At 60.3% G+C, this 21,813-nt stretch carries 19 protein-coding genes and 2 tRNA genes; 14 read left to right on the top strand and 7 right to left on the bottom strand.

All coding sequences use genetic code 11. The features are described 5' to 3' along the window. The first annotated feature begins 84 nt into the window (after nucleotides 1–84). Together HBO24_RS19415 and HBO24_RS19420 are read left to right on the top strand one after the other, a co-directional pair. A complete protein-coding gene (locus HBO24_RS19415) occupies nucleotides 85–1,800 on the top strand; it encodes a proline--tRNA ligase (RefSeq protein ID WP_057439372.1) in 1,716 nt (571 codons plus the stop codon). A 20-nt stretch (nucleotides 1,801–1,820) separates the two neighbouring features. Then, on the top strand, nucleotides 1,821–2,774 hold the full coding sequence (locus HBO24_RS19420; protein WP_057958637.1) for a hypothetical protein: 954 nt from the start codon (nucleotides 1,821–1,823) through the stop codon (nucleotides 2,772–2,774). Nucleotides 2,775–2,911: 137 nt separating this feature from the next. Here the strand turns inward: HBO24_RS19420 and dinB are convergent, their stop codons facing one another. Further along, nucleotides 2,912–3,970 (bottom strand): DNA polymerase IV, encoded by a 1,059-nt coding sequence (gene dinB, locus HBO24_RS19425; RefSeq protein ID WP_057439370.1) that lies wholly within the window; start codon nucleotides 3,968–3,970, stop codon nucleotides 2,912–2,914. Nucleotides 3,971–4,261: 291 nt separating this feature from the next. Here dinB and HBO24_RS19430 point away from each other — a divergent pair. The 4 genes from HBO24_RS19430 to HBO24_RS19445 all read left to right on the top strand — a co-directional run bounded on the left by HBO24_RS19430 (nucleotide 4,262) and on the right by HBO24_RS19445 (nucleotide 8,811). After that, a tRNA-Met gene (locus tag HBO24_RS19430) sits at nucleotides 4,262–4,338 on the top strand. A gap of 194 nt (nucleotides 4,339–4,532) precedes the next feature. After that, nucleotides 4,533–4,609 (top strand) — tRNA-Met (locus tag HBO24_RS19435). 279 nt (nucleotides 4,610–4,888) lie between these two features. Then, nucleotides 4,889–7,531 (top strand): bifunctional lysylphosphatidylglycerol flippase/synthetase MprF, encoded by a 2,643-nt coding sequence (gene mprF, locus HBO24_RS19440; protein WP_170060123.1) that lies wholly within the window; start codon nucleotides 4,889–4,891, stop codon nucleotides 7,529–7,531. Then, entirely contained in the window at nucleotides 7,531–8,811 is a 1,281-nt protein-coding gene (locus tag HBO24_RS19445) for a virulence factor family protein (protein ID WP_170060124.1), read from the top strand. Before mprF ends, HBO24_RS19445 begins: the two co-directional genes overlap by 1 nt. 200 nt (nucleotides 8,812–9,011) lie before the next feature. On the opposite strand, the gene HBO24_RS19450 is transcribed toward HBO24_RS19445, so the two are convergent. Next, complete coding sequence (locus HBO24_RS19450) at nucleotides 9,012–10,913, bottom strand: potassium transporter Kup (RefSeq protein WP_169959690.1); 1,902 nt, start codon at nucleotides 10,911–10,913, stop codon at nucleotides 9,012–9,014. A gap of 321 nt (nucleotides 10,914–11,234) precedes the next feature. On the opposite strand from HBO24_RS19450, the gene rimO reads away from it, so the two are divergent. The 5 genes from rimO (at nucleotide 11,235) to tsaA (ending at nucleotide 15,203) form a co-directional block, all read left to right on the top strand. Beyond that, nucleotides 11,235–12,563, top strand: coding sequence for a 30S ribosomal protein S12 methylthiotransferase RimO (rimO, locus tag HBO24_RS19455; RefSeq protein ID WP_169959842.1), 1,329 nt, complete (start codon nucleotides 11,235–11,237; stop codon nucleotides 12,561–12,563). Between the two features lie 103 nt (nucleotides 12,564–12,666). After that, nucleotides 12,667–13,137, top strand: coding sequence for a GNAT family N-acetyltransferase (locus tag HBO24_RS19460; protein ID WP_057439366.1), 471 nt, complete (start codon nucleotides 12,667–12,669; stop codon nucleotides 13,135–13,137). 128 nt (nucleotides 13,138–13,265) lie between these two features. Beyond that, complete coding sequence (locus tag HBO24_RS19465; RefSeq protein ID WP_057439365.1) at nucleotides 13,266–13,976, top strand: rRNA pseudouridine synthase; 711 nt, start codon at nucleotides 13,266–13,268, stop codon at nucleotides 13,974–13,976. Between the two features lie 66 nt (nucleotides 13,977–14,042). Beyond that, nucleotides 14,043–14,504, top strand: a complete 462-nt coding sequence (locus HBO24_RS19470; RefSeq protein WP_057439364.1) for a DUF1456 family protein — start codon at nucleotides 14,043–14,045, stop codon at nucleotides 14,502–14,504. 3 nt (nucleotides 14,505–14,507) lie between these two features. After that, complete coding sequence (gene tsaA / locus HBO24_RS19475) at nucleotides 14,508–15,203, top strand: tRNA (N6-threonylcarbamoyladenosine(37)-N6)-methyltransferase TrmO (RefSeq protein ID WP_057439363.1); 696 nt, start codon at nucleotides 14,508–14,510, stop codon at nucleotides 15,201–15,203. Between the two features lie 148 nt (nucleotides 15,204–15,351). Here the strand turns inward: tsaA and fpr are convergent, their stop codons facing one another. Beyond that, nucleotides 15,352–16,131 carry a ferredoxin-NADP reductase gene (fpr, locus tag HBO24_RS19480; protein WP_003172178.1) on the bottom strand — a complete coding sequence of 260 codons (780 nt, stop codon included), beginning with the start codon at nucleotides 16,129–16,131 and terminating at the stop codon, nucleotides 15,352–15,354. A 126-nt stretch (nucleotides 16,132–16,257) separates the two neighbouring features. Between fpr and HBO24_RS19485 the strand changes: the two genes are divergently transcribed. Beyond that, nucleotides 16,258–17,184: a LysR family transcriptional regulator gene (locus HBO24_RS19485; protein WP_032858383.1), complete on the top strand. Its 927-nt coding sequence runs from the start codon at nucleotides 16,258–16,260 to the stop codon at nucleotides 17,182–17,184. Here HBO24_RS19485 and HBO24_RS19490 read toward each other — a convergent pair. The 3 genes from HBO24_RS19490 to HBO24_RS19500 form a co-directional block, all read right to left on the bottom strand. Next, nucleotides 17,181–17,549 carry a diacylglycerol kinase gene (locus HBO24_RS19490; RefSeq protein ID WP_170060130.1) on the bottom strand — a complete coding sequence of 123 codons (369 nt, stop codon included), beginning with the start codon at nucleotides 17,547–17,549 and terminating at the stop codon, nucleotides 17,181–17,183. The two genes, HBO24_RS19485 and HBO24_RS19490, sit on opposite strands and share 4 nt — an antisense overlap. A gap of 72 nt (nucleotides 17,550–17,621) precedes the next feature. Continuing rightward, on the bottom strand, nucleotides 17,622–18,269 hold the full coding sequence (gene erdR / locus HBO24_RS19495; protein ID WP_057958630.1) for a response regulator transcription factor ErdR: 648 nt from the start codon (nucleotides 18,267–18,269) through the stop codon (nucleotides 17,622–17,624). Nucleotides 18,270–18,431: 162 nt separating this feature from the next. Continuing rightward, the gene (locus tag HBO24_RS19500; protein WP_057439360.1) at nucleotides 18,432–19,142 is read right to left on the bottom strand and encodes a tRNA-uridine aminocarboxypropyltransferase; all 711 of its coding nucleotides are present in this window, start codon (nucleotides 19,140–19,142) and stop codon (nucleotides 18,432–18,434) included. A gap of 192 nt (nucleotides 19,143–19,334) precedes the next feature. On the opposite strand from HBO24_RS19500, the gene HBO24_RS19505 reads away from it, so the two are divergent. Both HBO24_RS19505 and HBO24_RS19510 read left to right on the top strand, forming a co-directional pair. Continuing rightward, complete coding sequence (locus HBO24_RS19505; RefSeq protein ID WP_057439359.1) at nucleotides 19,335–19,769, top strand: PA3611 family quorum-sensing-regulated virulence factor; 435 nt, start codon at nucleotides 19,335–19,337, stop codon at nucleotides 19,767–19,769. Between the two features lie 355 nt (nucleotides 19,770–20,124). Continuing rightward, complete coding sequence (locus tag HBO24_RS19510; RefSeq protein ID WP_057439358.1) at nucleotides 20,125–21,237, top strand: TIGR00730 family Rossman fold protein; 1,113 nt, start codon at nucleotides 20,125–20,127, stop codon at nucleotides 21,235–21,237. Between the two features lie 107 nt (nucleotides 21,238–21,344). Here the strand turns inward: HBO24_RS19510 and recX are convergent, their stop codons facing one another. Next, nucleotides 21,345–21,812, bottom strand: a complete 468-nt coding sequence (gene recX, locus HBO24_RS19515; RefSeq protein WP_057439357.1) for a recombination regulator RecX — start codon at nucleotides 21,810–21,812, stop codon at nucleotides 21,345–21,347. Nucleotide 21,813 lies beyond the last annotated feature (1 nt).

Here is a 21,813-nt window from a genome sequence, read left to right on the forward strand (position 1 = left end):
CACCACCTGATGCCTGTACTCTGGCGGCGACCGCCCGTACAATCCCAGGTCACTTCAAGTCCAAGCAACCGACAACGGCCTACCATGCGCACCAGTCAATATTTGCTCGCCACACAGAAAGAAACGCCTTCCGACGCGGTCGTGATCAGCCACCAGCTGATGCTGCGCGCCGGTATGATCCGCAAACTGGCCTCTGGCCTGTACACCTGGCTGCCCATGGGCTTGAAGGTGATGCGCAAGGTCGAAGCGATCGTTCGCGAAGAAATGAACGCCGCCGGCTCTCTGGAAGTATTGATGCCGAGCACTCAGCCGGCTGAACTGTGGCAGGAATCCGGGCGCTGGGAAGAGTACGGCCCTGAGTTGCTGCGCTTCAAGGATCGTCATGGTCGCGACTTCTGCGCAGGCCCGACCCATGAAGAAGTGATCACCGACCTGATGCGCAACGAGTTGAGCAGCTACAAACAGCTGCCCCTCAACCTGTATCAGATCCAGACCAAGTTCCGTGACGAAATCCGCCCACGCTTCGGCTTGATGCGTGGCCGCGAGTTCATCATGAAGGACGCCTATTCGTTCCACGCCGATCAGCCTTCGCTGCAGGTCACCTATGACCGCATGCACCAGGCCTATTGCAACGTGTTCACCCGCCTGGGCCTGAAATTCCGTCCGGTCGAAGCGGACAACGGCTCCATAGGCGGCGCGGGCTCCCATGAGTTCCACGTGCTGGCAGAGTCCGGCGAAGACGATATCGTCTTCAGCGACGGCTCCGACTACGCAGCCAACATCGAGAAAGCCGAAGCGGTGCCACGGGAAACTTCCCGTCCTGCGCCGGCTGAAGAACTGCGCCTGGTCGATACCCCAGACACCAAGACCATTGCGGCCCTGGTCGAAAAATTCAATCTGCCGATTGAAAAGACCATCAAGACCCTGATCGTGCATGCCGAGGAAGAAGGCAAGTTGATCGCTCTGGTGATCCGTGGCGACCACGAACTCAACGAAATCAAGGCTGCCCAGCAACCTGGCGTCGCCAGCCCGCTGGTCATGGCCTCGGACGCCGAACTGCGTGACGCCATTGGCGCCGGCGCCGGCTCCCTGGGCCCACTGAACCTGCCATTGCCGATCATCATCGACCGCTCGGTCGAGCTGATGAGCGACTTCGGTATCGGTGCCAACATCGATGACAAGCACTACTTCGGCGTCAACTGGGAGCGTGACCTGCCGGTTCCAACCGTGGCCGACCTGCGCAACGTGGTGGCCGGTGATCCAAGCCCGGACGGCAAGGGCACCCTGGAAATCAAGCGCGGTATCGAAGTGGGGCACATCTTCCAGCTGGGCAACAAGTACAGCAAGGCGATGAAGTGCGAAGTGCTGGGCGAAAACGGCAAGCCGGTGACCCTGGAAATGGGCTGCTATGGCATTGGCGTTTCCCGCGTGGTGGCCGCTGCCATCGAGCAGAACCACGACGACAAAGGCATTATCTGGAGCGACACCCTGGCGCCGTTCCAGATCGCCCTGGTACCGCTGCGCTACGAAACCGAGCAGGTTCGCGAAGCCACCGACAAACTGTATGCCGAACTGACGGCCGCCGGTTTCGAAGTGCTGCTGGATGATCGCGACAAGAAGACCAGCCCGGGCATCAAGTTTGCCGACATGGAACTGATTGGCATCCCTCACCGGATCGTGGTCAGTGACCGCGGCCTGGCCGATGGCAATCTGGAATACAAGAGCCGGACCGAAGCCGAAGCCCAACCGTTGCCGGTGGCTGACGTGCTGCCCTTCCTTCAGGCGCGTATTCGTCGCTGAAAACCAGATCAAGAGAAGTCATGTTCAAGCGAAACACCAAAGCCCTGGGGGGCGCCGCCTTGTGCGGCGCCCTGCTGGTCAGCGGCTGCGCCAATCACATGTCGCAGCGTAGCGAGCACGAGGAACGGATCGAGCGCAAATTGCTCGACCACAGCCTGCAGATTGATGTCGGCGAACCCAAAGTACTTGAGCTGCCGCAACGCCGCGTGCGTATTCATGAACAGCGGACTTTCGAAGTCACTGAGTTTGAAGTCACGCGCCACTATGATCGCTACACGCCCTACCAGCCCTGGCGCGAACTCTATGAGATCCCGCTGGGTGCCGTGGCAGTGGTCGCGGGCGCCGGGGCCAACGTGGCGAACATCTTTGCCCTGGGCAACCTGCCCGACAGCATGACCCATGACTGGATCAGCTACGGCGTGGCCGGGCTCAACCCGTTCATGAACGTGCAGTCACACGGCCGGGCGCAGCAGAACCTGGCAGGCATCGACGAAATCCAGCGTGACCGCCGCCTGGAATACACCAGCCTGCCGTGGAGCGAGCGACCGGTGCAGGTCAAGGCCGGCAAGCAGACCCACGAGATGACCACCGACCGCAATGGCGTCCTGCGCCTGAACCTGCTGGACAGCCCGTTTGCCGAGCAGGACCTGAGCCAGGTCCGCACCTTGCGGATCAGCATTGAAGATGCCCAGGACGACGTGCACTCGGACTCATCCCTGGCCATCAGCACCACTTTGCGCGGCAAGCTGCTGGAAGCCCATGCCTTGATCTACGACGACCTGGAGGATGACGAAGTCAGCCAATGGGTGCATCGGGTCAAGCGCTTGTCGGAGCTGGGCCTGGAAGAAGAAGCCAGCGAACTGGAACAGAGCCTGATTGAACTGACGCGCAATGATCCGGAGTTGCAGCAGGAATTTCTCAAGGCGCTGACCCAGGATGGCGGCCGTCTGGTGGCTGACCCGGGTACCCGCTGAGGCAGCACTCAATGTAGGAGCGGGCTTGTGTGGGAGCGGGCTTGCCCGCGATAGCGGAGTGTCAGGTTAGATTTATTCGACTGACCCACTGCCATCGCGGGCAAGCCCGCTCCCACATAAGGCCCACCTTCAGCCGTCTACCAGGACAGCTCCAGCTGTTCATTGCCCATGCTCAAATCGAGCAAGCGCACACCAATCCCCAGCAATCGCACCGGCTTACCCCCGCGATTGAACGCCTGGGTCAGCAACTGCCGGTAACTCTCCAGGTCCCGCCCTGCCCCCGCCTGTTCCAGGGTGGTCTGGGTAAAATCATGGAACTTCACTTTGACAAAGGGTTTACCCGGCCGATAACTGCTGTCGATACGCTGCATGCGCCCGGCCAGGGTCTCCATCAGCTCAGGGAGTTTTTCCAGGCAACTGGGCAGGTCCGGTAGATCGACATCGTAGGTATTCTCTACGCTGATGGATTGCCGGCGGCTGTCGTTATGCACCGCACGGTCATCAATCCCACGCGCCAAACTCCATAACCGCTCACCAAAACTGCCGAATTCCCGCACCAGCGCCAACTTGTTCCACTCGCGCAGTTGCAGGCAGTCCTCTATTCCCAGCCGCGCCAGTTTTTCAGCAGTGACCTTGCCGACGCCATGCAACTTGCTCACGGGCAGCGCCGAAACAAAGTCCTCCACCTGATCCGGGGTGATCACAAACAGTCCATTGGGCTTTTTCCAGTCGCTGGCGATCTTGGCCAGGAACTTGTTCGGCGCCACCCCCGCAGAAACCGTGATATGCAACTGATTGGAGACCCGCCGACGGATATCCTGGGCAATACGCGTGGCGCTGCCGCCGAAATGCGCGCAATCGGAAACATCCAGATAGGCTTCGTCCAGCGACAACGGCTCGATCAGATCGGTGTAGTCACGGAAAATCGTGTGGATTTCTTTCGATGCTTCTTTATAGGCATCCATACGCGGCTTGACGATGGTCAGGTCGGGGCACAGTTTCAACGCATGGCGCGAAGACATGGCCGACCGCACGCCATAGGCCCGCGCCTCGTAATTGCAGGTGGCGATCACCCCGCGCCGGTCCGCCGAGCCACCTACCGCCAGGGGCTTTTGCGCCAGGCTCGGGTTATCCCGCATTTCGATGGCAGCGTAGAAGCAGTCACAGTCGACGTGGATGATTTTGCGCTGCGTCATATAAAGAGAGGCGTGATCAGGACATAAAGTGGACGGATCGCCAGTATCGCATTCACACCTGTATATAGCACCAGTACTTTGAATCATCTGACAAAGCGGTAGGAAAAAGCCCGGATGAATTTATTTTCTCAATCGAAGAACACGCCCCAATAGAGCTGGAAGCCACGGCCAGACTGGCCGCAAACCGTTCCAGCAGTTGATTTGGAGAGCTAAGCGATTGAAGCACAAGCGCTTTTCTTTGAATCCGCGGTTGACACAGTGTCATTCCTCTGTAGAATGCCGACACACAGACGCGGGATGGAGCAGTCTGGTAGCTCGTCGGGCTCATAACCCGAAGGTCGTCGGTTCAAATCCGGCTCCCGCAACCAAACATCAAGAAAGGCTACTCGAAAGAGTGGCCTTTTTTGTGCGCGCAGGTTTTTGCCCTGCCGCCTGATGCAATATGCCGACGCAGTGAAAAGTCGTGTTCAATCGAGCACTTAGGCTAATTTGCAGTTATTTGGCCCTTTATGCCATTAACGGTTGACACCTCGTCGTTGCGCTGTAGAATGCCGCCCACAGACGCGGGATGGAGCAGTCTGGTAGCTCGTCGGGCTCATAACCCGAAGGTCGTCGGTTCAAATCCGGCTCCCGCAACCAAACATCAAGAAAGGCTACTCGAAAGAGTGGCCTTTTTTGTGTCTGATGGAAAAGTTCTTTTGAAACAATGGCATGGCATCTTAGATGAAACCGCCCATGGGTTTCAGAGCCCGTCCATTTGCAAGCTATGCTCATGTGTCGAGCCCATTTTTGCGCGACCAATGGACGCTGTCGCCGGACCCGGTGATCCGCGTTACTATTTGTAATTATTTTGTACATAGGGATTGGTAACTTGGCTGGATACCCCCATCCTGTCGCGCACAATCCACGAGGTGATTGATGCGCGCCAATTCGTCTGAACCACAAGACACCGTCACAGCCACACAACCGATCGCCCCCACCCGTCTGCGCTGGCTGGATCTGTTGAGCAAGTATCGCCAACCCATTGGGCTGGCGGTCACTTTGCTGCTGTTTGCCATTGCCTTGATCGCTTGCCGCCACTTGCTGCTAGAGCTGGACCTTTACGCCCTCCACGACTCGATCCTGGAAGTGCCGAAGCCCGCCTTGCTGGGCGCCTTCGCCGCCGCAATTGCCGGTTTCATCATTCTATTGGGCTACGAATTTTCCGGCGCACGCTACGCCGGGGTAAAACTGCCGGCCAAGACTTTGGCCTACGGCGGCTTTACCGCGTTCGCCATTGGCAATGCGATTGGCCTGTCGATGCTGTCCGGCGGCTCGGTGCGCTACCGCTTATATGCACGGCATGGCGTCGGGGCTTCGGAAGTTGCCCGGATGACCGTGTTTGCCAGCCTGGCCCTGGGTTGTGCCCTACCGCCGCTCGCCGCCCTGGCCACCCTCAGCAACCTGCCCGCCGCCTCCAATGCCCTGCACTTACCCGCAACGTTGCTCGGCGGGATCGCCGGTGCGGTGCTATTGCTCTCGATCGTACTGTGTATCGGGATTTACCGCCGTCGACTGCCAGAACAGCCCTATCCCGACAACCTGCTGGTCCGGGCCGGCCGCCGCACCTTGCGCCTGCCAGGGCGCCGACTGACCTTCCTGCAATTGATCATCACCGCCCTGGACGTCGCCGCCGCCGCTACCGTGCTTTATCTGCTGCTGCCAGAAGCGCCGCCATTCGGTCCGTTCCTGCTGGTTTACCTGCTGGCACTTGCCGCCGGTGTCCTGAGCCATGTACCAGGCGGCGTTGGGGTATTCGAAGCGATCCTGCTGGCCGCATTTGCCGATACGCTCGGCGCCGCACCGCTGGCCGCCGCACTGCTGCTGTACCGCATGATCTACGTGGTGCTGCCGCTGTTGATCGCGTGCATCTTCCTACTGATCAGCGAGGCTCAGCGTCTGTTCCAGACCCAGCAGAGCCTGCGGGTGGCCTCGGGCCTCGCGGCACCGGTGTTGGCCGTGCTGGTTTTTTTGTCCGGGGTGGTGCTGCTGTTCTCCGGCGCCACCCCGGAAATCGACTCACGCCTGGAAAACATCGGCTTCCTGATTCCCCACCGCCTGATTGACGCCTCGCACTTTGGCGCCAGCCTGATCGGCGTGCTGTGCCTGTTGCTGGCCCAGGGCCTGCGTCGGCGCCTGTCGGCAGCGTGGATGCTGACCATGGTGCTGCTGCTGGTGGGCGCCCTGCTCTCACTGCTCAAAGGCTTCGACTGGGAAGAAGCCAGCCTGATGACCATAACCGCCGTGCTGCTAGCGATCTTCCGCCGCTCGTTCTACCGTGCCAGCCGCCTGACCGAGTTGCCGTTCTCGCCGCTGTACCTGGTGGCCAGCGTCTGCGTGCTCGGTGCGTCGATCTGGCTGCTGCTGTTTGCCTATCAGGATGTGCCTTATAGCCATCAACTGTGGTGGCAGTTCACCCTCGACGCCAACGCCCCGCGTGGCCTGCGCTCACTGCTGGGTGCCGCGATCCTGTTGGTGATTGTCTCGCTGACCTGGCTGTTGCGCACCGCCCGCCCGGTGATCCACCTGCCGAGCGCCGATGAGCTGGAGCGGGCCACCAAGATCCTGATGGCCTCGTCGCAACCCGACGGCGGCCTGGCCCTGACCGGCGACAAGGCCCTGCTATTCCACCCCAACGACGAAGCCTTCCTGATGTATGCCCGCCGTGGCCGCAGCCTGGTGGCGCTGTACGACCCGATCGGCCCGACCCAGCCACGGGCCGAGATGATCTGGCAGTTCCGCGACCTGTGCGACATCCATCACGCCCGCCCGGTGTTCTACCAGGTGCGCGCAGAGAACCTGCCCTTCTATATGGACATCGGCCTGACGGCGATCAAGCTGGGCGAAGAAGCCCGGGTCGATCTCAAGCGCTTTGACCTGGAAGCCAAGGGCAAGGAGATGAAGGACCTGCGCTACACCTGGAACCGCGGGACGCGGGACGGCCTGTCCCTGGAAATCTTCGAGCCGGGGCAGGCGCCCATGGACGCGCTGAAAGTCATTTCCGATGCCTGGCTGACCGGCAAGAACGTGCGGGAAAAGGGCTTCTCCCTCGGCCGTTTCAGCGATGAATACCTCAAGCATTTTCGCATCGCGGTGATTCGCTTCGAGGGGCAGCCGGTGGCCTTCGCCAACCTGCTGGAGACCTACAGCCATGACCTGGCCAGCCTGGACCTGATGCGCGCGCACCCCGACGCGCCAAAGCAGACCATGGAGTTCATGATGATCGGCTTGATCCAGCATTATAAAAGCCACAACTATGCACGCTTCAGCCTCGGCATGGTGCCGTTGTCGGGCCTGCAACCGCGTCGTGGCGCACCGCTGACCCAGCGCCTGGGCTCGATGGTGTTCCGCCGTGGCGAGCAACTGTATAACTTCCAAGGTTTGCGCCGCTTCAAAGACAAGTTCCAGCCTGACTGGGAACCTCGTTACATGGCCGTGCCCGCAGGACTTGATCCGCTGGTGGCACTGGCCGATACCGCCGCCCTGATCGCGGGCGGCTTGACTGGATTGGTGAAACGCTGATGATTCGACGCTCCTGGCGGTATGTATTGGCAGGTCTGGTGGTGCTGGCCCTGATCCTGGGTGGCGGCTACTGGTACTGGAATCGCCCTGCTCCTCAACCGACCCTGGAACAGTTGCCCCAGGCCGACGGCTCGAGCATGACCCGCGTAACACCTGGCACTACCACCAAGGCCCGCGTAGTGGTCGCCGTGATGGCCGACGCCAGCCTGACCGATCACCAACTGATTGCCTTGAGCCAGGGCGGCAGCGCCCAGATCGTGCAAGTGATCCTGCCCAAGGAAGACTGCAAACTGCAGGAACAAGCCCTGCAAGCGGCCTTGGGTCAACTCAAGGGCCCGGCCACCCTGGTCAGCGGCATCGGCCCCGGCGCCGGCCTGGCCTGGCGCTGGCTGGCGACGCAGAACGACGACAAGGCCAACGCCATCTCGGTGGGCTTTGCCCTGGTCCAGGAAGGTTGCACGGACCCACTGCCCAAAACCGCCGCCCACGGCAACTGGCTGGTGGCCTGGAACGACAACCCCGACGACGAAAGCGCCAGTTTCGTACGCGACACCCCGCGTGCCACCACCAGCATCAGCGACTACGACATCAACTACCCGCAAGTGCTGAACAATGAACTGCGCAAGCAACTGGTGGGTTCGGACAATGGCGGCCTGGCGATCCCGGTGGTCGAAGTGCCGGCCGGCCAGGCCAAGGACACCGTGACCCTGTTCCTCTCCGGCGACGGCGGCTGGCGCGACCTGGACCGCGACGTGGCCGGCGAAATGGCGAAGATCGGCTACCCGGTGGTCGGCGTCGACACCCTGCGCTACTACTGGCAGCACAAAAGCCCGGAACAGAGCGCCAAAGACCTGACCGAGCTGATGCAGCACTACCGGCAGAAATGGGGCACCAAACGCTTTGTGCTGACGGGTTACTCGTTCGGTGCCGATGTACTGCCAGCTATCTACAACCGCCTGCCGGAAGCCGAACAGCAGCGGGTCGACGCCATTATCCTGCTGGCCTTTGCCCGCACCGGCAGCTTCGAAATCGAAGTGGAAGGCTGGCTGGGCAACGCCGGCAAGGAAGCCGCCACCGGCCCGGAAATGGCCAAGCTGCCAGCGGCCAAGGTGGTGTGCATCTACGGTGAGGAAGAAGTCGACGAGAGCGGCTGCACCGACAAGACCGCCGTGGGCGAAGCCATGAAGTTACCGGGCGGCCATCACTTCGACGAAAACTACCCGGCATTGGCCAAGCGCCTGGTGGATATCATCGAGAAGCGTCAGGTCAAGGCAGAGTAACGTCTGATGGACTCGGTCAATGTGGGAGCTGGCTTGCCTGCGATGACGCCAGTAGGCACGCCCCGGGGTGCCAGGTGTTCATCTGTCATCATGAACCCTCGCAGGCAAGCCAGCGCCCACAGTTGATCGCATTGCAGGTTAATAGCCAGCACAACAAAAAGCCCCCGCTGCCGCAAGGCAACGGGGGCTTTTTGTTGGATCTACATTTCTACCTGGGTGCCCAACTCAATCACCCGGTTCACCGGCAGCTTGAAGAAGCGCAGGTTGCCGTTGGCGTTCTTCAGCATGAAAGCAAACAACCCTTCGCGCCAGCGCGCCATGCCTTCGAGCTTGGAGGCGATGACCGTCTCGCGGCTGAGGAAGTAGGTGGTGCGCATAGGGCTGAAGTCCAGGTCGTCCAGATGGCACAGCTTCAGGGCTTCGGGCACGTCCGGCTCATCGGTAAAGCCAAAGTGCAGGATCACGCGGAAGAAACCGTCGCCATAGGAATCCACCTCGAAACGGCGCTGGGCCGGAACGCGCGGGATATCTTCATAGACCACCGTCAGCAGCACCACCTGCTCGTGCAGCACCTGGTTATGCAACAGGTTATGCAGCAAGGCGTGGGGCACCGCGTCCGGGCGGGCGGTGAGGAACACCGCCGTGCCCTGCACGCGATGGGGCGGCTGGACGCGGATGCTGCTGATAAAGATCGGCAGCGGCAGCCCGCCCTCGTCCAGGCGCTCTACCAGTAATTGCTTGCCGCGCTTCCAGGTGGTCATCAGCACAAACAGCACGATCCCCGCCAATACCGGGAACGCACCGCCCTGCACTACTTTCGGCACGTTGGCCGCAAAGAACAGGCCATCCACCAGCAAAAAGCCCAGCAACACCGGGACTGCCAGGACCGGCGGCCATTTCCACAGCAACAGCATCACCGCGGAGACGAGGATCGTGGTCATCAGCATGGTCCCGGTCACGGCCACCCCGTAGGCCGAGGCCAGGGCGCCCGAAGACTCGAAGCCCAGCACTAGCAGGATCACGCCAACCATCAGCGACCAGTTCACCGCGCCAATGTAGATCTGGCCTTGCTCGGCGCTGGAGGTGTGCTGGATATGCATGCGCGGGATGTAACCAAGCTGGATCGCCTGGCGCGTCAACGAGAACGCACCGGAAATCACCGCCTGGGAAGCAATCACCGTGGCCAGGGTGGACAAGCCCACCAGCGGCAGCAGTGCCCAGCTTGGCGCCAGCAGGTAGAACGGGTTGCGCGCGGCCTCGGGGTCACCCAGCAGCATCGCGCCCTGGCCAAAATAGTTGAGCACCAGGGCCGGCAGCACCAGGATAAACCAGGCGCGGGCAATGGGTTTGCGGCCGAAATGGCCCATGTCGGCATACAGCGCTTCGGCACCGGTCAGGGCCAGCACCACGGCGCCGAGGATCGCCACGCCGATACCCGGGTGGACCATGAAGAAGCGCACGCCCCACATCGGGTTCATCGCGTTAAGCACTTCAGGGTGCTGGACGATGCCATAGATACCCAGGCCACCCAGCACCAAAAACCAGGTGACCATCACCGGCCCGAACAGCTTGCCGATGCGGTCGGTGCCATGCTTCTGGATCAGGAACAGCCCCACCAGCACCACCAGTGACACGGGTACGACCCAATGCTCCAGGCCGTCGAACGCCAGTTCCAGGCCCTCGATGGCCGACAACACGGAAATCGCCGGGGTGATCATGCTGTCGCCATAGAACAACGCCGCGCCGCACAGGCCGCACACCACCAGGAAACTGCGCAGCCGCGGGTGATTGCCCGCCGCCCGTCGGGCCAACGCCGTCAGGGCCATGATGCCGCCCTCGCCCTGGTTGTCGGCGCGCAGCACGAACAACATGTACTTGATGGACACCACCCAGATCAGCGACCAGAAAATCAGCGCCAGGATCCCCAGCACGCCGTCATGATTGACCTGGACCCCGTAATTGCCGGAAAACACCTCTTTAAGGGTGTAGAGCGGGCTGGTGCCGATATCGCCATAAACCACCCCGACCGCCGCCACCAACATGCCGATTGGCTTTGCACTGGAATGCCCGGCACCTGCCGCCTGACTATTTACCTGACCCATCAACCACTCCTGCCCTTTTGACCTGAGGTCTTTTATAAACAGCACAGCTATACACTTAAGCCCAACGCTAAGCTATACACAGCGCGTGCTGCTGTACTTCTAGTAACAGATTATTTGTTGACTACCGATCTACCCCCGGTGCAACGGCGCGCAGCATAACGCAGCACTCGTCGTATTTCCCTGCATAAAGCTGGTCAAGCGCGTTTCCCGTCGCTAGAATTGCGCACTTTTTGATCAGAGGCACATCAAGTGCCCATCCGTTGCCCTGTCGTGCCCGACTGGCGGCGTCATTCAATACCGAGGTTAGACATGTCCACCACCATCGCAAAAGCCAACCCAAAGGTTGGCTTTGTTTCCCTGGGTTGCCCGAAGGCTCTGGTCGACTCCGAGCGCATCCTCACGCAACTGCGCATGGAAGGCTACGACGTTGTGTCCACCTACCAGGACGCTGACGTGGTGGTGGTCAACACCTGTGGCTTCATTGACTCGGCCAAGGCAGAGTCCCTGGAAGTGATCGGCGAAGCCATCAAGGAAAACGGCAAGGTCATCGTCACCGGCTGCATGGGCGTGGAAGAAGGCAATATCCGCAACGTGCACCCAAGCGTGCTGGCGGTGACCGGTCCGCAGCAGTACGAGCAGGTGGTCAACGCCGTGCACGATGTGGTGCCACCGCGCCAGGACCACAACCCGCTGATCGACCTGGTGCCACCCCAGGGCATCAAGCTGACCCCGCGTCACTATGCGTACCTGAAGATTTCCGAAGGCTGCAACCACAGTTGCAGCTTCTGCATCATCCCGTCGATGCGCGGCAAGCTGGTCAGCCGCCCGGTGGGCGATGTACTGGACGAGGCCCAGCGCCTGGTCAAGTCCGGGGTCAAAGAGCTGCTGGTGATCTCCCAGGACACCAGTGCCTACGGCGTCGACGTGAAGTACCGCACCGGTTTCTGGAACGGCGCGCCGGTGAAAACCCGCATGACCGAACTGTGCGAAGCCCTGAGCAGCCTGGGTGTGTGGGTGCGCCTGCACTACGTGTACCCGTACCCGCACGTCGACGAACTGATCCCGTTGATGGCCGCCGGCAAGATCCTGCCGTACCTGGACATCCCGTTCCAGCACGCCAGCCCCAAAGTACTCAAGGCCATGAAACGCCCGGCCTTCGAAGACAAGACCCTGGCGCGGATCAAGAACTGGCGCGAGATCTGCCCGGACCTGATCATCCGCTCGACCTTTATCGTGGGCTTCCCCGGCGAAACCGAAGAAGACTTCCAGTACCTGCTGGACTGGCTGACCGAAGCCCAACTGGACCGCGTCGGCTGCTTCCAGTACTCGCCGGTGGAAGGCGCCCCGGCCAACCTGCTGGACCTGGCGGTGGTGCCGGATGATGTCAAGCAGGACCGTTGGGAGCGTTTCATGGCCCATCAACAGGCCATCAGCTCGGCCCGCCTGCAACTGCGCATCGGCAAGGAAATCGAAGTGCTGATCGACGAAGTGGACGAGCAAGGCGCGGTCGGCCGCTGCTTCTTCGACGCGCCGGAAATCGACGGTAATGTATTTATCGACGATGCCAGCGGCCTCAAGCCCGGCGACAAGGTCTGGTGCACGGTCACCGACGCCGACGAGTACGACCTCTGGGCGCAAAAACGCGACTAAGCGGTAAAAAATTGAAAAAGCCCTGCTTCTGGACAAGATGCGGGGCTTTTTTAGGTCTATCGTTTGCCCCATCACCGCCAACAAGCAGCAAGGAGCAGCGGGCATGGGCCAGCACTCGGTTATCCACACCCCGAAAACCAGCGACTACCCGGAATTGACCCGGATCTGGGAGGCCTCGGTGCGAGCCACCCATGACTTCCTGCCGGATAGCTACATCGAGCGCCTGAGACACTTGGTGCTGACGCGCTACCTGGATGCCGTGATGTTGATCTGCACCAAGGACGCGCGCCAACGGATCACCGGATTTGCCGGCGTTGCGGCGGGCAAGGTGGAAATGCTGTTTATCGACCCGCACTACCGGGGCCAGGGCCTTGGGCAGCAGTTGCTGCAGTATGCGGTTACGTCGATGAATGCCGATGAACTGGACGTCAACGAACAAAACCCCCAGGCCCTGGGCTTCTACCTCAAGCAGGGTTTTGAAGTGATCGGGCGCACCGAGCATGACGGCATGGGCCAGCCCTATCCGTTGCTGCATATGCGTTTGCGCCAGGTGCAGCAAACACGCAGCGGCTGACACAGCCCAAATCAAATGTTGGCGCTGGCTTGCCTGCGCCCACAAAAAGCAACTGCAGCGAAATGGGGCCGGGATTAACCGGCTCCAGGCAGGTACAATAGCCGCCCCCTTTTGTTACGGCCCTTGTCATGACTGACCCCATACGCCTCTCCAAACGCCTTATCGAACTGGTCGGTTGCTCCCGTCGGGAGGCCGAGCTGTTCATCGAAGGCGGCTGGGTCTCGGTAGATGGCGAAGTGATTGATGAGCCACAGTTCAAGGTCACGACACAAAAAGTCGAACTTGATCCCGAGGCCAAGGCCACGGCTCCAGAGCCTGTGACTATCCTGTTTCATGCACCGGTTGGTGTGGATGTCGACAGCGCGATGCAGTCCCTGAGCGCCGAAACCCTGTCTGAAGAGCACCGCTTCAGCAAGCGCCCGCTCAAGGGCCACTTCCTGCGCCTGACCGCCAGCGCCGATCTGCAGGCTAAGGCCAGCGGCCTGTTGGTGTTTACCCAGGACTGGAAAATCCTGCGCAAGCTGACGGCCGATGCCGCCAAGATCGAGCAGGAGTATGTGGTTGAGGTCTCCGGCGACGTGGCAGAGCACGGTCTGAACCGCCTCGCCCATGGCCTGATGTACAAAGGCAAGGAATTGCCTGCGGTCAAAGCCAGCTGGCAGAACGAGAACCGCCTGCGCTTTGCCCTGAAAAACCCGCAGCCCGGCATCATCGCCCTGTTCTGCGAAGCCATTGGCCTGAAGGTTGTGGCCATTCGCCGCATCCGCATTGGCGGCGTGTCCATCGGCAAGGTGCCAGTCGGCCAATGGCGCTACATGTCCGGCAAGGAAAAGTTCTAAGCCACCCTATTTCTCGAGATCGCCCGCCCGGGCGATGTCTACAGTCGAATACCAGGATTGCCCACCATGATTCACAACGACGTACTGCGCAGCGTGCGCTACATGCTCGACATCAGCGACAACAAGATGGTCGAGATCATCAAGATCGGCGGCATGGAAGTGTCCAAGGACGACCTGCTGACCTACCTCAAGAAAGACGAGGAAGAAGGCTTTGTGTTCTGCCCCGACGAAGTCATGGCGCACTTCCTCGATGGCCTGGTGATCTTCAAGCGCGGCAAGGACGAAAGCCGTCCCCCGCAGCCGATCGAAACCCCGGTGACCAACAACATCATCCTCAAGAAGCTGCGCGTGGCCTTCGAGCTCAAGGAAGACGACATGCACGCCATCCTCAAGGCGGCCGAGTTCCCGGTGTCCAAGCCGGAATTGAGCGCACTGTTCCGCAAGTTCGGCCACACCAACTATCGCCCGTGCGGCGACCAGTTGCTGCGTAACTTCCTCAAGGGCCTGACCCTGCGGGTTCGCGCGTAAGCCATGAATTACAACGTCTCACCCGTAGGTTTCGTGCGCTCCTGCTTCAAGGAGAAGTTCGCCATCCCGCGCCAACCCCAACTGGCGCCCGCCGCCAGGGGCGTGTTGGAGTTGGTGGCGCCGTTCGACCAGGGTGAGGCCGTACAGGGCCTGGAGCAGGTCAGCCATGTGTGGCTGCTGTTCCTGTTTCATCAGGCCCTGGAAGACAAGCCGCGCTTGAAAGTGCGCCCGCCGCGCCTGGGTGGCAACACGTCCATGGGCGTATTTGCCACCCGCGCGACCCATCGCCCCAATGGCATCGGTCAGTCGGTGGTGAAGCTGGACAAGGTGGAGCCGGGCCGGCTGTGGATTTCCGGGATCGACTTGCTCGATGGCACGCCGGTCTTGGATATCAAGCCGTATGTACCCTATGCCGACATCATCGACACGGCCACCAACCGCATCGCAAGCAGCGCGCCACAGCTGATTCCCGTGCAGTGGCTGAAGACCGCGCTGCACCAGGCACAAGGACACGCCCAGCGCCTTGGCGAGCCGTTGGTGGAGCTGATTGAGCAGTGCCTGGCACAGGACCCCCGGCCGGCGTATCAGACGCCAGGGCCGGAGCGCGAATATGGTGTGCGGTTCTGGGATGTGGACGTGCGCTGGCACTATCCCGAGGCAGGGGTGATTTGCGTGCTTGAAGTGGTTGCGGCCGAATAAACGCCAAAAACAAATATGGGAGCTGGCCGGTGTGAGAGCTGGCTTGCCTGCGATATAGGCACCTCGGTGTATCAGCTACACCACGGTGATGCCATCGCAGGCAAGCCAGCTCCCCCACCGGGCGGCTCCCACATTTTTATAGTCGTGCTTACTTCTCGACGAACGCACGCTCGATCAAGTAGTCACCCGGCTCACGCATGCGTGGCGAAACCTTCAGGCCGAAGCTGTTCAGCACTTCGCTGGTCTCGTCGAGCATGCTCGGGCTACCGCACAGCATGGCGCGGTCGTCTTCAGGATTGATCGGCGGCAGGCCGATATCACTGAACAGCTTACCGCTGCGCATCAGGTCGGTGAGGCGGCCTTCGTTTTCGAACGGCTCACGGGTCACGGTCGGGTAGTAGATCAACTTTTCACGCAGCGCCTCGCCGAAGAACTCGTTCTGCGGCAGGTGCTCGGTGATGAACTCGCGGTAGGCGACTTCGTTGACGTAACGCACGCCGTGGCACAGGATCACTTTTTCGAAGCGCTCGTAGGTTTCCGGGTCCTGGATCACGCTCATAAAGGGCGCGAGGCCCGTACCGGTGCTGAGCAGGTACAGGTGTTTGCCCGGCTTCAAATCGTCCAGCACCAGGGTGCCCGTCGGTTTTTTGCTGATGATGATCTCGTCGCCTTCCTTCAAGTGCTGCAATTGGGAAGTCAGCGGGCCATCCGGAACCTTGATGCTGAAGAACTCCAGATGCTCTTCCCAGTTAGGGCTGGCGATGGAGTAAGCGCGCATGAGCGGGCGGCCATTGGGCTGTTGCAGGCCGATCATCACGAACTGACCGTTCTCAAAGCGCAGGCCCGGGTCGCGGGTGCACTTGAAGCTGAACAGAGTGTCGTTCCAGTGATGAACACTGAGGACACGCTCGTGGTTCATGTTGCTCATGTACGGGGAACTCCTGGAAATGGGTCAGCGCCAAAAATGATAGGTGCGCAATTGCACAGTATTCTAATGGCGGCGACAATATCTGTTAACTGGATTATTAAGATAAGGGTTATCGGTTATATAGATATGCGATTTACTCTCCGTCAACTGCAAGTCTTCGTCGCCGTCGCCCAGCAGGAAAGCGTGTCTCGCGCTGCTGGCCTTCTGGCCTTATCTCAATCCGCCGCCAGCACCTCGATCACCGAGCTGGAGCGCCAATCCAGCTGCCAATTGTTCGACCGCGCCGGTAAACGCCTGAGCCTCAATGCCCTGGGTCATCAATTGCTGCCCCAGGCGGTGGCGCTGCTGGACCAGGCCAAGGAAATCGAAGACCTGCTCAACGGCAAGTCCGGCTTCGGCTCCCTGGCGGTCGGCGCCACCCTGACCATCGGCAATTACTTGGCGACGCTGCTGATCGGCAGCTTCATGCAGCAGCATCCCGAGAGCCAGGTGAAGCTGCATGTACAGAACACTGCACATATCGTGCATCAGGTCGCGCATTACGAAATTGATCTGGGTCTAATCGAGGGTGACTGCAGCCACCCGGACATCGAGGTGCAAACCTGGGTCGAGGATGAACTGGTGGTGTTCTGCGCGCCCCAGCACCCTCTGGCCCTGCGCGGGCAGGCGACCATGGAGCAGTTGACCCATGAAGCCTGGATCCTGCGGGAACAGGGCTCCGGGACGCGCCTGACGTTTGATCAGGCTATGCGCCATCATCGCAGCGCGCTGAATATTCGCCTGGAGCTGGAGCACACCGAGGCGATCAAGCGCGCAGTGGAGTCGGGATTGGGGATTGGTTGCATTTCCCGGCTGGCACTACGGGATGCGTTCCGGCGCGGCAGCCTGGTGCCGGTGGAGACCCCGGACCTGGACCTGGCCCGGCAGTTCTACTTTATCTGGCATAAACAGAAGTACCAGACCTCGGCCATGCGCGAATTTCTCGAGCTGTGCCGCGCCTTTACCGCCGGGGTACAGCGCAGTGACGAGATCGTGCTGCCGAATATCGCCTAGATCAGGATGACTGCCCACACCACGGTGATCATGGTCAGCGCCACGAATTGCGCGGCGCTGCCCATGTCCTTGGCGTTTTTCGACAGCGGGTGGCGATCCAGGGAAATCCGATCAATCGCCGCCTCCACGGCCGAGTTGAGCAACTCGACAATCAGCGCCAGCAGGCACACGGCAATCAACAGTGCGCGCTCTACGCGGCTGACCGTGAGGAAGAAGCTCACCGGAATCAGGATCACGTTGAGCAGGACCAACTGGCGAAAGGCCGCCTCGCCGGTGAAAGCCGCACGCAAACCATCCAGGGAATAGCCCCCGGCGTTGAAGATACGTTTGATACCGGTTTGACCCTTGAACGGCGACATAGGCAGGCAACTGAGCAAAAAATGATGGAAGGAAGCTAGAGCACGTCAAGTCAAAAAAGCGTGAACAGCGCCGCTCTATTAATGGGAAATTGACTCAAGCTGTTGCAAGAGCAGCGCCGCCTGGGTGCGGGTGCGCACGCCCAGCTTACGGAAAATCGCGGTGACGTGCGCCTTGATGGTCGCCTCGGATACGCTCAGCTCATAGGCGATCTGCTTGTTCAGCAAGCCTTCGCAGACCATGGTCAGCACACGAAACTGCTGGGGCGTCAGGCTGGCGAGCCCTTCCTGGGCGGCCTTGGCTTCGGCAGACACGTTGATTTCTTCAAATGCCTGGGGCGGCCATGAGACATCACCGTCCAGCACCGTACGCACCGCAGCTCGAATCTGCTCCATGGAACTGGACTTGGGGATAAAGCCACTGGCCCCGAACTCACGAGAGCGCACTACCACGTCTGCCTCTTCCTGGGCCGACACCATCACCACCGGAATCTGCGGATATTGCCCGCGCAACAGTACCAGGCCGGAAAACCCGTAGGCGCCGGGCATGTTCAGGTCCAGCAGCACCAGATCCCAATCAGTCTTGTCAGTGAGCTGGGTTTCCAGTTCAGCGATGCTGCCCACTTCAACCAGGCGTACATCCGCGCCCAGCTCCAGCGTAACCGCCTGGTGCAGCGCGCTACGGAACAGCGGATGGTCATCGGCAATCAGGATTTCGTATGTGGCCATTTATTAAATGATCCTGTTTTTTATGGGAGTACCGATGGGTTCGGTGCTCACCAACGTACGAGGTGCCAGCCAGCGGCTGTCACGAACAGTTACGCTTGATGGCATTTTAGCCGCCTCAGGCGATGCAGTGCCATCATGCAAATGTCATCTGGCCGCGAAGTCCTACAGATAAGGTGCAAGACGGGTATGGACACTGTCCGTCGGATCCAGCGCCAACTGGAACTTGGCAGCCAGGTAATGGGTACTGAAAACATCCAGGTAGGCGTCCAGCACTTCGCTGGCCTGCTGGTCCTCGGCCAATTCCAGGCACAAGGCAGCCACTTCGGCAGTGCAGAAATGGTCATCGCGCTTGGAGCGGCGCAACTTGTAGCGCGATAACTGCTCCGGTTCCAGGCTCAGTACCGGCAGGTGCTCCAGATACGGGCTCTTGCGGAACATCTTGCGCGCTTCGCTCCAGGTGCCGTCCAGCAGGATAAACAATGGACGCTTGCCATCCGCCACCTTGACCTCGCTGACCACCCGCTGCGGCGCTACAAACTCGCCGGGGAAGACGATATAGGGCTGCCATTGCGGGTCGGCCAGCAGCGCCAGCAGCTCAGGTTCGACGGCCGTGCGCGCCCAGGGAAAAGCACTTGTATCGTCGATTACATCCGCTATCAGCCAACCGGTATTACTCGGTTTCATCGGTTCCACGTCATGCATCAACAGGCACATGGCCGACCTGGCCTGGACCTTGGGGCGCCACGCACACAAGCAGTATTCGGGGATGACCCGGCATCTGGGGCAACGTTCGGCACGCGAGCCGCGTGCGACAAAGGGGCTGACGGCACGGGCCAGGCGTTGGGTACGCAGACGGAAGACCGCATGACTCATAGCGGGCGCCGTTGTGAAGCGATGAAAATCGACACGGGCAAAACTCGGGGCAGCAAAAGTGCCGGCAGTTTACCAGAGCCGCCCAACCAATACGCCTGGCCGTCGCGGCGACAGGTCACCTATAATCCCGCGCCACTGAACGCATAGCGCAGTGACGGGTCTATGGACCAGTAACCGAATCAGGAGAGTTTCATGCTGCGTCTTATGTTGCGTCTTGCCGCCCCGACCGTCGCCCTGGCGCTGGTATTACCCGTAGGCGCCCAGGCAGCCTCCCTGGTGGAGCTGCAAATGAACAAGAAACTGCAAAGCGTCGCGGCAGAAAGCAACAAGGACCTGCCCAGGGAAATTGATGAACAAACCCTGGAAGTGGCCTACACCGTCGAAGGCATGCAACTGATTGACCATCTGAGCGTCCTGCCAGAGCGCGCCGAACAGATGCGCGCCAACCCCAAGGCCGTGTATTTCCAGCTGGGACAGAGCGTCTGCCTGAATAAAGGCTATCGCGAATTGATGGCCAAGGGCGCGGTGATGCGCTACGAAATCACCGAAAACAAGACCAACCGCCCGGTGGCGTCGGTCAAGTTCGTCGAAGCGGATTGCCCGGCTCCGGCCAAGAAGAAAAAGTAAGTCCCTCCCCAAGCGCCAACATGGCCCCTGTTGAGCTGTGCAGCAGCCCTGAAACCTGAGTTGTCGGCCTATCTGCCAGACCTCAGGGGGGCTGCTAAGCAGCCCAACGGAAGACAAGCCTCCTCGCCACAGCCCTTCCTGCAAAACCTTGATCAATCCCTATTAAGTTATTGCCAGACAAGACTTTAGGGGCTCATGATCGAGCCATCCGGTAACATTTCCAGGGCAAAAAAGGTTGCCCTCGCGCGACTTGCAGTGCAAAGGTTTTTAATCACAAGGAACATACAGAGCCTGTTTCGTCGCCGTCAGCAGCCTGCACTAAGACGCCGGGGCTCTGTAACGAAGGAGAAGCTGAATGCCTGATCAACCGAATGACCTGCTGAATCGTCATTTTCCAGGAAACGGGACCGACCTCGCCCAGCAGGTCGAAGCGCAACTCAACCTGATTGCCCCCAGTAGCCCGAATATTTCGCTGTATCGCGACATGATCCTCACCGTGCTGCGCATGGCCCAGGATGACCGTGACCGCTGGAACGCCAAGATCACCTTGAAAGCAATCAATGAACTGGACCACGCGTTTCGTGTGCTCGAACAGTTCAAAAGCCGCCGCAAGGTCACCGTCTTCGGTTCGGCCCGCACCCCAGTGGAAAGCCCCCTCTACGCCCTGGCCCGCGAAGTGGGCGCGGCCCTGGCCCGTTCGGACCTGATGGTCATCACCGGTGGTGGCGGCGGCATCATGGCTGCCGCCCACGAAGGCGCCGGACTGGCCCACAGCCTGGGGTTCAATATCACCCTGCCCTTTGAACAGCATGCCAACCCGACCATTGATGGCACGGAAAACCTGCTGTCGTTCCACTTCTTCTTTACCCGCAAGCTGTTTTTCGTCAAGGAAGCCGATGGGTTGGTGCTGTGCCCGGGTGGCTTCGGCACCCTGGATGAAGCCTTGGAAGTCTTGACCCTGATCCAGACCGGCAAGAGCCCGCTGGTTCCAGTAGTACTGCTGGACGAGCCCGGCGGTGGATTCTGGCAAGGCGCCCTGGACTTTATTCGCAGCCAACTGGAGGCCAACCGCTACATCTTGCCCACCGACCTCAAGCTGGTGCGCCTGGTGCACAGCGCCGAAGAGGCAGTGAACGAAATCAACCAGTTCTACGCGAACTTCCACTCCACCCGCTGGTTGAAACGCCAGTTTGTGGTGCGCATGAACCACCCTCTCAGCGAGCGTGCGTTGGCGCATATACAGACGGCATTCGCTGACCTGCGGCTGAGTGATGACTTCCAGCAATTGGCCTATGGGGGCGAAGAGCACGATGAAGCGCACTTCAGCCACCTGACGCGACTGGTGTTCAACTTCACCGGGCGTAATCAGGGGCGGTTGCGGGAGTTGGTGGATTACATCAACTTGCCGGAGAACTGGGCCCAAGCCCAGGGTAAAACACAGCAACGCGTAGCGCCGGAACCGGCGTGAGGCCGTAAAACGCAAAAAAGGCCCGCTATTTTCATAGCGGGCCTTTTGTTTTAGTGCTGTTTTATGTGGGAGCTGTCGAGCCCCTTTGATCGCCGCTTGCCGAAGAATCAGTCGTCCAGATCTCGACCGCTCAACAAGCGGCTGATCATCTCCATTGAAAACCCGCGATAGCTCAAAAAGCGCCCTTGCTTGGCACGCTCACGGGCATCAATCGGCAGATGGCCGGCAAACTTGCGACGCCAAGTGTCTTCCAGTTGCGTTTGCCAACTGATGCCACACTCACGCAACGCTAGTTCAATATCGGCGCGCTGCAAGCCCCGCTGACTCAGTTCCTCGCGAATCCGCGCAGGGCCGTAGCCCGAGCGTGCCCGATAGGAAACAAAACTTTCGAGATAACGGGCTTCGGAAAGCAGCCCCTCTTCCGTCAAGCGGTCGAGGGCTGTTTCGATCATTTCGGGAGGGGCGCCACGCTGACGCAGTTTACGCGTCAGCTCGACACGACCGTGCTCGCGTCGTGCGAGCAGGTCCATTGCCGTACGCCGTACGGCAACCAGCGTATCGAGTACAACTGTCATC

The organism is Pseudomonas sp. WS 5410 (genome assembly GCF_012985645.1).
Lineage (GTDB): Bacteria > Pseudomonadota > Gammaproteobacteria > Pseudomonadales > Pseudomonadaceae > Aquipseudomonas > Aquipseudomonas shahriarae.